9 protein-coding genes are annotated in these 11,776 nt (G+C 71.2%); 3 read left to right on the top strand and 6 right to left on the bottom strand.

The genetic code is table 11. The annotated features are described in order from the left end of the window. Window positions 1-247 precede the first annotated feature (247 nt). The 3 genes from J7E97_RS07350 to J7E97_RS07340 form a co-directional block, all read right to left on the bottom strand. Window positions 248-694 carry a hypothetical protein gene (locus tag J7E97_RS07350; protein WP_215023616.1) on the bottom strand — a complete coding sequence of 149 codons (447 nt, stop codon included), beginning with the start codon at window positions 692-694 and terminating at the stop codon, window positions 248-250. Window positions 695-896: 202 nt separating this feature from the next. Then, window positions 897-1,565, bottom strand: a complete 669-nt coding sequence (locus J7E97_RS07345) for a class I SAM-dependent methyltransferase (protein ID WP_215023614.1) — start codon at window positions 1,563-1,565, stop codon at window positions 897-899. A gap of 80 nt (window positions 1,566-1,645) precedes the next feature. After that, on the bottom strand, window positions 1,646-3,142 hold the full coding sequence (locus J7E97_RS07340; protein ID WP_215023612.1) for an IMP dehydrogenase: 1,497 nt from the start codon (window positions 3,140-3,142) through the stop codon (window positions 1,646-1,648). A 363-nt stretch (window positions 3,143-3,505) separates the two neighbouring features. Here J7E97_RS07340 and J7E97_RS07335 point away from each other — a divergent pair, with 363 nt between their 5' ends. After that, window positions 3,506-4,795 carry an NAD(P)/FAD-dependent oxidoreductase gene (locus tag J7E97_RS07335; protein ID WP_215023610.1) on the top strand — a complete coding sequence of 430 codons (1,290 nt, stop codon included), beginning with the start codon at window positions 3,506-3,508 and terminating at the stop codon, window positions 4,793-4,795. Window positions 4,796-4,955: 160 nt separating this feature from the next. Here J7E97_RS07335 and J7E97_RS07330 read toward each other — a convergent pair whose 3' ends face one another. From J7E97_RS07330 to J7E97_RS07320, 3 genes are all read right to left on the bottom strand, one after another. After that, entirely contained in the window at window positions 4,956-5,351 is a 396-nt protein-coding gene (locus tag J7E97_RS07330; protein WP_215023603.1) for a VOC family protein, read from the bottom strand. 176 nt (window positions 5,352-5,527) lie between these two features. Beyond that, window positions 5,528-6,301 (bottom strand): response regulator transcription factor, encoded by a 774-nt coding sequence (locus J7E97_RS07325; protein WP_215023602.1) that lies wholly within the window; start codon window positions 6,299-6,301, stop codon window positions 5,528-5,530. Beyond that, entirely contained in the window at window positions 6,298-7,548 is a 1,251-nt protein-coding gene (locus J7E97_RS07320; RefSeq protein ID WP_215023600.1) for a sensor histidine kinase, read from the bottom strand. Before J7E97_RS07320 ends, J7E97_RS07325 begins: the two co-directional genes overlap by 4 nt. Window positions 7,549-7,821: 273 nt before the next feature. Between J7E97_RS07320 and J7E97_RS07315 the strand changes: the two genes are divergently transcribed. Beyond that, window positions 7,822-10,032, top strand: coding sequence for an MMPL family transporter (locus J7E97_RS07315; RefSeq protein WP_215023598.1), 2,211 nt, complete (start codon window positions 7,822-7,824; stop codon window positions 10,030-10,032). Between the two features lie 234 nt (window positions 10,033-10,266). Beyond that, window positions 10,267-11,385, top strand: coding sequence for a glycosyltransferase (locus J7E97_RS07310; protein ID WP_215023596.1), 1,119 nt, complete (start codon window positions 10,267-10,269; stop codon window positions 11,383-11,385). Window positions 11,386-11,776: the final 391 nt, after the last annotated feature.

The following is an 11,776-nucleotide window of genomic DNA, read 5'->3' as shown; positions in this document are numbered from 1 at the left end:
ACGCAGCAGCGTCTCACGCTCGTCGTCGGTCAGAACCACCTCGGCCGTCGGCCGTCCCATGCGTGCCATGAGATCAGCATACTTCTATGGACTTTCCGAGACTCAGGACACTAGCGGGCTGATCATCGGCGGGCCGGGACGCGCGCATCGGCGCGCCCCGGCCCGCCGGCCCGGGACGATCAGGAGATCGCGTGAGCAGTCGTGGTCATGCTCATGGTCGTGGTCATGGTTACGGTCGCAGTCACAGTCAGGTCTGGCACTGCTTCGTGGCCGCCGGAGACCAGCCGCTCCAGGCGGCGCCGTCGGCCCGGGCATGTACGCGGATCTCGACCTTCACCGGTCCGCACACCCGCGTCGTGCTTCCCACGGCGACGGGGTCGATGGCCGCGCCGGCCGCGACGTAGGTACGGCCGCTGCCCACCTTCTCCCAGTGACCGCCGTCGACGACGCGGAAGAACGCCTCGTAGGAGACGTTCAGTCCCTTCGTTCCCGTGTTACGCGCCTTGATGTACGCCGTGATGTCCCGCGTGGGGAACCTGCCGACGGATCCCCGCTCGGCACTGATGCAGCCGTTGACGGCCACCCGGCCGGTCGACACTCCCCCGCCACATGCGATGGCCGCGGCGTTCGCGTCGGCCGGAAGAGTCAGCATGGTCAGCGCGGCTGCGCCCAGGACCGTTCCGGTACGCCTCAAATACAATGTTCCGTCCCTTCAGTACGAGCCCGTACCCTCCGGAGAGACCATGGCGCGCCTTCGGGGACGGACGGCAGCCTCTCAGCGAGTTTTCGCTCGAATGGATGCACGCGCAGGGGCCGTACTGACGACCCCCGGCCTCGCCAGGGCCGCCCACCATGGCGCTGAGCGTCGTTGCGTCGAACGCCGACCGGACAGGTCCTCAGCGGGGTTTTTCGGCCATGACGACCAGACCCGGCCCGCTGTGCTCGTCGGCCGGGAGGCGGAGTTCGGCGACCGGGCGCAGTCCAGCCCGCTCGATCAGCTCCACGAATGGCTCCGGCCTCCATTTGTATGTCGTCCACCGAACGGGTACGCCTCCGTAGGCCTCGGTGCGCACCGCGTCCTCGTCGCCGACGTGTGTTGCCGTGATGAAGTGTCCGCCCGGCTTCAGGGCGCGCGCGAACAGGGCGAGAACCTGAGGAAGGACGTCACGGGGAAGGTTGAACAGTGACCACCACCCGAGCACGCCGCCAAGGGACGCTTCGGCGAGGTCGAGGTCGGTGGCGGAGGAGACGGCGAAGCGGCATCGCGGATGAAGGCGACGCGCGTTCTCGATCATGCGAGGAGAGAGGTCGACCCCCGACACGTCCAGTCCGCGTTCGGCAAGGTAGGCGGTCACCGTGCCGGGTCCGCAGCCGACGTCGAGGACGGGCCCGAGCCCGCTCACGGTGTCGGCGAAGGCGTCGATCGACGCCTTGAGCCACGGATGGGTACGGATGTCGCCGACTCCCGTGGTCAGCACCATGTGGGCGTAGTTGTCGGCCACCCCGTCGTAGGACTCCCGAACCACGTCGAGATCGGCCGGCCGGTCAGTACGGTGTGCGCGCATCAGCCAACCATAGGCCTAGGTCTGTGCGACGGCCTCGGGACCGGGGCGACCGACCCCTCGTAGCGCGCGGCGCTCGCTCCTCAGGAGACCGTCGCCGGGGTGTCCCGCAGGGTGACGTTGGCGTGGCTCTCCTGGAAGCTCTGGTCCGAGACGAGGGTCAGGCGGGCCGTGGACTGGAACTCCGGCAGGGTGGTGGAGCCGCAGGAGACCATCGTGGTCTTGAGTTTGGCGATGGTCAGGGCGAGGCCTTCGTTGAGGTCGCCGGCGTAGGGGACGTAGCCGTCCACGCCTTCCTCGAAGATCAGTCCCTGGCCTCCCTGGCCGTAGCGCTGCCAGTTGCGGGCCCGGTTCGATCCCTCGCCCCAGTACTCCTTCACGAAGCCGTCACGGGTGGGCAGCTTCGCGCCGGCCGCCTGGTCGAAGCGTGCGAAGTAGCGCCCCATCATGACGAAGTCGGCGCCCATCGCCAGCGCCAGGGCCACGTGGTAGTCGTGCACCAGCCCGCCGTCGGAGCAGATCGGCACGTATTCTCCGGTGCGTTCGCGGAAGGCGTCCCGGGCGGCCGCGACGTCGAGCACGGCGCTGGCCTGGCCGCGGCCGATGCCCTTCTGGTCCCGGGTGATGCAGATGGAGCCGCCGCCGACCCCCACCTTGACGAAGTCCGCTCCCGCCTCGGCGAGAAAGGTGAACGCCTCGCCGTCGACCACGTTGCCGCCGCCGACCGGGATCTCTGGGTAGTGCTTCTTCACCCAGGACAGGGCCTGCGCCTGCCAGTCGCTGTAGCCGTCGGAGGAGTCGAAGCACACCGCGTCCACGCCCGCCTCCAGCAGGGCCGGCACGCGCTCCTGGTAGTCGTGGGTGTTGATGCCCGCGCCCACCCGCAGACGCTTGGCGGCGTCCACGATCTGGTTCGGGAAGCGCTTGTTGTCCGCGTAGTCGGAACGGAACACCAGGTGCTGTAGGTGGCCATCGATGTCCAACACCGGGAGACAGTCGAGCCGTTCGTCCCACAGCCGTGCGTTGGCTTCGGAAAGGGTGATGTCCGGCCCGGCGTGCGCCAGATCGGCGAGGGCCGCCATCCGGCCGCTGACCGGTCCGTCGAGGTCGTGGCGCTGGGGATGGAAGTCCCGGGACGTCACCAGGCCGAGCAGGCGGCCGGTGGGGGTGCCGTCGTGGGTGACCGCTGCGGTGCTGTGACCGGTGCGGCGCATGACGTCGACGAGGAGGCTCAGGCTGTCGTCGGGGCGGACGTTGGTATCGCTGGTGACGAACCCGGCCTTGAAGTTCTTCACCTGGCGGACCGCCGCGGCCTGTTCCTGGATCGGCTGATTGTGGTGCAGGAAGCTGAAACCGCCGTTTCGCGCGAGCGCGATCGCGAGTTCGGGTGTGCTGACGGCCTGCATGATCGCGGAGGTGAACGGGGACCGCAGCTCGATCGCCGACGCCTCGCCCACGATGTGCCGCACCAGGGACGTGCTCAAGTCAACTGTCGCAGCCGAGCAGTCGGTTCGCGTCCTGTTCGGCAAGAGCAGAAACTCGTTGAACGTCCGCGAGACCTCGGCGATGATCCGTGCCACTCGTTCCTCCTGAGCAGTCGGCCGGGGCCCGACTGCCCCGCCCTGAGGACCGCCCCCCATCCCGGGGCCCGCGCAGGCAGAGACCGGCACAGCAGCCGTGGAGGTGCCACCAGCTGCGGCGGAGCCCTGACCGGCCCGTTGATCGAACGGGAAGCGGTCGTGACCTGGCACCCTACCGACCAAACCGGCCGCCGCACGAATCGTGGCGGCGGCTCTCCCCGATGGGGCTGCCGGTGACCGGCTCCGGGCGGCTCGGGAGCCCGCATTGCACCACGGCTCTTGACAACTACCCCTGTGACTGACAGCAGTTGCACTGCACCAGTCCCACGAACGGCACCACACCCCGAAGGGACCCATCAGCGCATGACCACACCTGAAAGCGCGGGATACGACTACGACGTCGTCATCAGCGGAGCCGGCCTCGCCGGCAGCGCCGCGGCGATCTTGCTCGCTCGCCGCGGTGTCCGCGTGGCACTGTTGGAGCGCCGCTCGGACCCCGCAGCGTACAAAGTGCTCTGCACCCACTCCATCACGGCCAACGCCTATCCGGTACTGGACGAGCTCGGCCTCGTCCCCGCCCTGGAGGAGGCGGGAGCCGTCCGCAACGAGGCCCGTTGGTACACCCGTTGGGGTTGGATCGAACCGAGGGCCGCGCCGCAGGGCCCCGAGCTGCCGTACGCGTACAACGTCCGGCGCAGCACCCTCGACCCGTTGATCAGGTCCCGTGCGGCAGGGACGCCCGGTGTCGACCTGCTCCTCGGTCACCGCGTGACCGGGTTGGTCCGGGAGGCCGGGCGGACCTCGGGGGTGCGCGCGTCGACGCCCCAGGGCGAGCGCGAGATCCGGGCACGTCTGGTGATCGGCGCCGACGGCAAGGATTCGGCCGTAGCGAAGTTCGCCGGGATACCCACTCGGCTGTACGAGAACGCGCGGTTCGGCTATCTCGCGCACTTCCGCGACCTTCCGCTGCACGGCGGGATCGGCCAGGCCTGGTTCCTCGAGCCCGACATGGCGTACGCGTTTCCCAACGACGACGGGGTGACGGTCCTCGCGGTGCTCCCGGACAAGAAACGGCTCCCGGCCTTCCGGGAAGACCTGGAGGGCAGCTTCCTCGCATTGGTCCGCGCCCTGCCCGAGGCACCGCCCATCGACTCCGCCGAGCGCATCACGAAGATCATCGGCACGGTCAACTACCCGCTCCACAGCCGCAAACCGACCGCGCCCGGCGTCGCGCTCATCGGTGACGCCGCCCTGACCAGCGATCCCCTGTGGAGAGTCGGATGCGGATGGGCTCTGCAGTCCGCGCACTGGCTGGCCGAGGCGGTCGGCTCGGCCGCGACCGGTCGGGGTGACCTCGACAGATCGCTCGGTACGTACGCGCGCACGCACCGGCGCCGGCTGCTCGGTCACCAGTCCCTGGCCGCCGATTTCGCCAAGGCCCGTCCGTTCAACCCCCTGGAGCGGCTCATGTTCTCGGCGGCGGCGCGCGATGAATCGGCGGCGCGGCACATGCATCTGTTCGGATCCCGCCTGATCGGTCCGCTGCGCTTCTTGAATCCCGTGGCGCTGGCCAAGGCTTCGGCCGTCAACATCAAGTACCGTCGGGCGACTGTGCCGCCCGATCCCCACCCCGACCCCACGACGGAACCGTGATCGCCGCATGCGCGAGCTGGATAACGGGAACGACCTCTGGTCCGGCTACGGCGCCGTGATCATGCCCGGCGTACGCATCGAGGGGGGCGCCTCCAGGCCGAAACTCCGTCGGACCCGTCGCAGGTGACCACGGGCCACCCGCGTCATGACTGCGGCTGCTTCACACCTTCGGCTGTGTCGCGATCTGGATCAGGTTGCCGCAGGTGTCGTCGAAGACGGCCGTGGTGACGAGGCCCATCTCCAGGGGCTCCTGGATGAAGCGGACGCCGAGGGCGCTCAAGCGCTCGTACTCCGCCCGCACGTCCTCGACGGCGAACTGGGCGAGCGGGATGCCGTCCCGGACGAGCGCGTCGCGGTAGGGCTTGACGGCCGGGTGGCCGGAGGGCTCCAGGAGGAGTTCGGTGCCGCCGGGCTCGGCGGGCGAGACGACGGTCAGCCAGCGATCCGTCTCCCCCACCGGGACGTCGTACTTCTTCACGAAGCCGAGGATCTCGGTGTAGAAGCGCAGGGCCTTGGCCTGGTCGTCGACGAACACGCTGGTCAGATGGATCTTCATGGGGTGCACTCCTCCGGGTCGGACGGGGCGGACGGGGCGGACGGGTCGGACGGGGCGGGCGCGGCTCATCGCTCGGCGATGTGCCGCACGAGGCAAGTTATCGCTTGCCCATCAAGCCGAGGGAGGTCCGCCGCGCCCCCTCCGGCCGGGGAGGGGTCTCGTCACGGCCCGGGGGGCTACCTGGGCGCGGGGCGCGGGGGCCTTGTTGCGCCGCACCCGTACCCGTCGTCCCCCGGCGGGTTTCCGGCCGCCGCGCGGGCGGTGACCAGGCCCGATTCGTAGGCCGCGATGACCGCCTGGGCGCGATCGCGGACGGCGAGCTTGTCGAAGATGCTGGTGATGTAGTTCTTGACCGTGGAGAGGCTGATGTCCAGGGCGCGGGAGATCCCGTTGTTGTCGAGGCCGGTGGCCATGAGGCGCCACACCTCGACCTCTCGGGGGGTGAGCTCGCCCAGGCCGGCGGCGGTCGGCCGAGGACCGGCCGGTGCCCGTACGTAGGTGGAGATCAGCCGGGTGAGCAGGCGCGGTGCGACGGCGGCCTCGCCCGCGTGGACGGTGCGGATCGCCGCGCTCAGCTCCTCCGGCGAGCTGTCCTTGGGCAGGAATCCGTAGGCTCCCGCGCGCAGGGCGCCCACGACGTACTCGTCGAGGTCGAAGGTGCTGAGGGCCAGGACCCGGCAGTCGGGCACGGCGGTGGCGAGTTCCGCGGTCGCGCCGACCCCGTCCAGTACGGGCATGCGGATGTCCATCACCGCGACGTCCGGGCGCAGCTCGCGGGCCAGGGTGACGGCCCGCGCGCCGTCCTCGGCCTCTCCCACCACCTCGAAGGACGGGTCCGGGGAGAGGATCAGCGACAGTCCGCGCCGGACCAGCGGCTGGTCGTCCACGATCAGCACCCTGATCCTCGGCTGCGCGGTCTGCGCCGCCTGCGCCGGCTCGGGCCCGGTCATCGATGTGCTCCCTCGTGCCGGACGGCCGCCTCGGCCGCTTCTTCCGTGGCTTCTTCCGTGGCTTCTTCCGTGGTCAGGGGCAGGTCGGCGACGACGGCGAAGCCACCGTCGGCCTGCGGGCCGACGGTGAGGGTGCCGCCGTGCAGGGCGACGCGCTCTCGCATGCCGACGAGGCCGTAGCCGCCCGGGAGCGCGGCCGACGCCCCCTCGTGTGGCGGCGTGCCTCCGCCGTCGTCGCGCACCTCGATGGTGATCCCCTCCCGGTGGTACACGAGTCGTACGCGGGCGTGGGCGGGCCCCGCGTACTTGCGGGCGTTGGTGAGGGCCTCCTGGGCGATCCGGAACACCGTGAGGCCAACGGTCGGCGGCAGCGGGCGCGGCTGCCCGTGGACGCTGAGCTCGGTCGGCAGTCCGGCAAGGCGGGATTCGGCCACCAGGCGGTCGAGGTCTTCGACGCCGGGCTGGGGCAGCGGCGGCGCGGTCTCCGGTTCGTCGCCGGCCCTCAGCACGTCGAGGAGCTGACGCATCTCGCGCAGAGCGAGCCGTCCGGAAGCCTCCAGGGTGAACAGGGCGTCCCGGACCACTTCCGGTTCGGAGATGTTGGCCCGGGCTCCGCCGGCCATCAGCTGCATGGTGGTGATGTGGTGGGCCACGATGTCGTGCAACTCCCGTGCGATGCGGCGGCGTTCGTCGGCCACCGCACGGTCGGCCAGGAGCCGGCGGTTGGCCGCCACCTCGCGCTGCCAGCGGTTGACCGCCATGGCGGTGGCGACGACGATCAGGGTGGACAGGGGTGGGCTCACGGCCTCCTGCCAGGGCGGCATCCGGCCGATGCTCTGGCTCAGCACCATCATGGACACCGTCGCGACGGCGGCGAACGCCGTCACCCGGCCGGGGCGGGCCCGGACCACCGAGTACAGGGCGACCACCAGGACGGCACCGAAGTGGCTCGGCAGCTGTACGGTCACGGCGGCCGTCACGTCGAGCACCAGTACGGCGGCGAGCGCGGCCACGGGATAGCGGCGCCGGGCGAGCAGCGGCACGGCCGCCAGCGCGACGAGGAGCAACCCGACCACGCTCACCTCGTGTTGGCCGTCCGGGTCGTTGAAGAGCGCGTAGCTGAGCAGGTTCATCGCGCAGGCGCCCCCGGTCACGAGCGCGTCGTTGCGGGTCCACGGCGGCTCGGCGCTGTCCGCGTGCGGCGCCTCCCGGCCGTCGCCGGGCCCGATGTGTCGGCTCCTGGGCATGTGTGTGCTCTCCCCTTTGTCCGGCCTTCCCGGCCCCCGGGAAAGGGTTGCACAGCCGTCGGCTCGGCTGCCGCGGTGGCAGCACGGCCGGGACCAGGACCCGCCAGCCGGAGCAGGACCAGGGTCCTGGTGCCGAGGCAGGGAGGGACTCAGGGCCCCCCTGTGGATCATCCGCTGCCCTGACGCCGGCCAGTGCCCCCGACTGATGGTCTGGATGCCTGCCGGGAGCCCCCGGCAGGCATCCGCACCCAAGTCCGTCCGCCGGAGGACATCGTGATCCGCGCCCTGACCGGATACTCCACCCGACACCCGTGGAAGGTCATCACCCTCTGGGTGGTGCTGGGTGTCGCGCTGAGCGCCCTGGCCCCCGTACTGATCGCCCGCGTCACCCAGCACCAGACCGGGGACTTCCTGCCCCGCGGCTACGACTCGGCCGCCGCCCTGCGGATCGCCCAGGAGCGGTTCGGGGCCGACCCCGACGCCGTGACGGTGACGGTGCTGGTCGCCCGGGCCGACGGCAAGGCCCTGAGTACGGCCGACCAGGAGCGGGTCGAGGCCGAGGCCGCGAAACTGGGCCGACGCCGGGTGGTCATGCCCAGGGAAGACGACATGCCGCGGTTCCTGGTCCCGGACCGCTCCCAGACGCCCCGGATCGCCCCGGCGATGACGGCGCCCGACCGGAGCTTCGAACTGCTTTCCGTCCAGCTGACGGGCAATCCCTCGGACAGGGGGGTCCAGGGCGTCTACCGGACCTTCCGGGACGACGCCCGGACGCAGTTCTCCGAGGCGGGGATGCGGACCGGTTTCACCGGGGCGCTCGCCGACACCGTCGACACCACCGATGCCCACAAGACCGCCGCGACGGTCGGGGGCGCCCTCGTCATGGGGTTCATCGTCCTGCTCAACGTGCTGGTGTTCCGCAGCGTGGTGGCGGCCCTGCTGCCACTGCTCGCGGTCGCCCTCATCGGCGGCGTGGCGGCGGGAGCCGTGGCGGGCGCCGCGCTGCTCACGGGGCGCAAGCTCGACGCGGGCACTCCGGCATTGATCCAGGTGGTCCTGCTCGGCATCGGCATCGACTACCTGCTGTTCCTGCTGTTCCGCTTCCGCGAACAACTGCGTGCCCGGCCCGAACAGTCGGCCCGGGAGGCGGCCGGGCAGGTCTCCGGCCGGGTGGGCGCCGCGATCACCTCGGCGGCGCTGACCATCGTCGCCGCGTTCGCCTCGCTGGGCCTGGCGACGTTCGGGCAGTTCCGCTCGCTGGGGCCCGCGATCGCCGTCGCGGTCCTGGTGATGCTGCTCGGCAGCCTCACCCTCATGCCGGCGCTGCTCGCGGCCGCCGGGCGCAAGATGTTCTGGCCCTCCCGGGCCCTGCGCCACGAGCCGCGCGAAGGCCGTGCCGCCCGGCTGGGCGAGCTGGTCACCCGACGGCCCTGGACGGCGCTGACGGCCTCCGTGGTCCTGCTCGCCGCGCTCGCTGCCGGGACGGCCGGCATACGCATGGACTACGGCCGGGGCGGATCGGGTGGCCCGACCCCCGCCGCCGCCACCGCGGCCGAGATCTCCCGTACGCTGCCGGCCGGGGTGTCCGATCCGACGAGCGTCTTCGTCACCACGACGGACGGCGGCGAGCTCACCACCGGCCGGCTCGGTGGCCTCACCCAGGCACTCACCCAGGTCAAGGGCGTGGGTCAGGTGGCGCGGACCGTCCTGACCGAGGACCGTCGTGCCGCCCGGATCGACCTGTACCTGACCGCCGACCCGCAGAGCCGACAGGCCCGCGATCTGGCTTCGGGACCGGTGCGGGCCACCGTCGCCCAGCACGTGCCCGCGGGGACGGCGGCGCACGTGGGCGGGACCTCGGCGATCTTCGCCGACATCGCGACCGCCGTCGACCACGACCTGAAGATCGTTTTCCCGGTCGCGGCCGCGCTGATCGCGCTGATCCTCCTCGTCCTCCTGCGGAGCCTGCTCGCACCGATGGTCCTGATGGTCTCCGTCGGACTCGGCTTCGCCGCCACCCTCGGCGCCACCACGCTGCTGTTCCAGCACGCCCTCGGCAAGCCGGGCGTCGATTTCACCCTCCCCCTGGTGCTGTTCCTGTTCGTCGTGGCACTGGGCACCGACTACAACATCCTGATCACCGACCGGATCCGGGAGGAGATGCGGCGACCGGGGCCGGCCCGCGCCGCCGTGGCGCGCGCGGTCCGCCACACGACACCGGCCATCGCCACCGCCGGACTGGTGCTGGCCGGCTCCTTCGCCACGCTCGCGACGACCCCGGGGAACGAACAGGTCTCCTTCGCGCTGACGCTCGGCATCCTGCTCTCCGCGTTCGTCCTCTCGCTGCTACTGGTCCCCGCCCTGGCCGCACTCCTGGGCCGGGCCCTTTGGTGGCCGGTCCGCCCGCGGCCCGCCGCGGGCGACCACCCGCGGCACCGTCCGGCCGCACCTGCCCAGGAAGCCGAGCGGGTCACGACGTACTGAGGCTCGGACACGAATGCCGCAGGGGCGCACGAGCGGCGGAGACAGGGGCCCGCGCCCGGTCGCCCGGTTCCTCTTCGGGATCGCTCGGAATCACTCAGAATCGCTCGGAATCGGCGTGAGGAGCACCGTAAAAATCGGCTGAAACTCGTTCACCTCGGCGGAAATTGACGCGCCAGCCGATACGTTCGACGGTTTGTCAGAAGAATCAAGAAGCTCCAGCCGAGGAGTAACACCGTGCGCATCCTGTTCACCGGACCCGCTGCGGCAGGCCATCTGTTCCCGATGGTGCCGACCGCCCAGGCGCTCCAGTCCGCCGGGCACCAGGTGCTGTTCGCCGGCTCGGCCCCGCTCGACCCCATGCGGCAGGCCGGCGTGCCCACCGTGGAGATCGGTGACGGCTCGACGCTGATGGAGGCCTTCCGGCGCGCCTCGAACGGCACCGACCCGCAGTTCGTCACGGACGGCAACAGTCCGGAAGACGCCGAAAGGCTGGCCGCAGGCGGTTTCGCCGAACACAGCCGGGTCACCATCGACGACCTGCTCGCGGTCGCCGTCGACTGGCGGCCGGACCTCATCGTCCACGCCGCCTTCCAGGCCGCCGCACCACTGGTCTCGGCGGCGCTCGCCATACCCGCCGTCGTGCACAACTTCGGCGTGATGTCCGGCTTCGGCATGGTCGGCAGGCTCGCCGGCCTCCTGTCGGACGAGTACCGGGCCCGCGAGGTCGAAGGGCCGACCACCCACACCGTCCTCGACGTCGTGCCCGCCTCCCTCGGCGGGGACGGCACCGGCTGGCGGGTCCGCTACGTGCCGTACAACGGCGGCGGCACGGTGCCCCGCGACCTCGTGGCCCGTGGTTCCCGGCCCCGGATCGCCGTGACCCTGGGAACGGTGGTGACCGCGTACGCGGGTGTCGACCCGGTCACCCGGGTGATCGCCGAGGCTGCCTCCGTCGATGCCGAGTTCCTGCTCGCCGTCGGCGACACCGACCTGAGTCCGCTCGGCACACTTCCCGCCAATGTCCGCCCACTGCCCTGGGTGCCGCTGGCCCAGCTGCTGGACAGCGCCGACGCGATCGTGCACCACGGCGGCTCCGGCACCATGCTCACCGCCGCCGCCCGGGGCGTACCCCAGCTGATCCTCCCGCAGGGCGCCGACCACTTCATCAACGTCGATGCCGCGACGGGCCTGGGCTTCGCCCTCCGCGCGAGCGGTGGCAGCGTGGACGCCGCGCTGCTCAACCGCCTCCTCACCGACGACGGCCTGCGCAAGGCCGCCGCCACCGTCCAGGCCGACATCACCGACCTCCCCTCCCCCACCGACCTCGTCGCCTCCTTCGAGGCCCTCAGGTAACGCCGGCCCCGGGAGGGGCACGGGAGCTGCGCCGGGTGTGGGCGCGCGGGGGGGGGCCGGCCGGACGCTTTTCCGGCCGGCCCCCTGCGTACGGCACCGCAGAGGGCGAGGGCGAGCTGTCGAGCCGCACCTCCAGCGCCCACGGATCCGCCGGGACGAGCTCCGCGGCGTGGCCACCCGGGGGCTTTTACGTGGGGTTTACGGGTGTGTCAAGTCCCGAGTTTCCGGAACGTGACCGGGGTGTCCCCGCCGGGGCTTACTGGTGATGCGGGCCTCACCGGACAGGAAACGAGGCACCACGGCAGGGACGGAATACCTCTTCCCAGGATTTCTTCTTTCGCCGGAATCACCGCACCGCTCCGAATTCCCCCGGGGTATCCCGGATTCCGAT

It is taken from the genome of Streptomyces sp. ISL-66, assembly GCF_018614135.1.
GTDB lineage: Bacteria > Actinomycetota > Actinomycetes > Streptomycetales > Streptomycetaceae > Streptomyces.
Note: the sequence above shows the minus strand (reverse complement) of the source record. Positions and strands in the feature narration are given on the sequence as shown.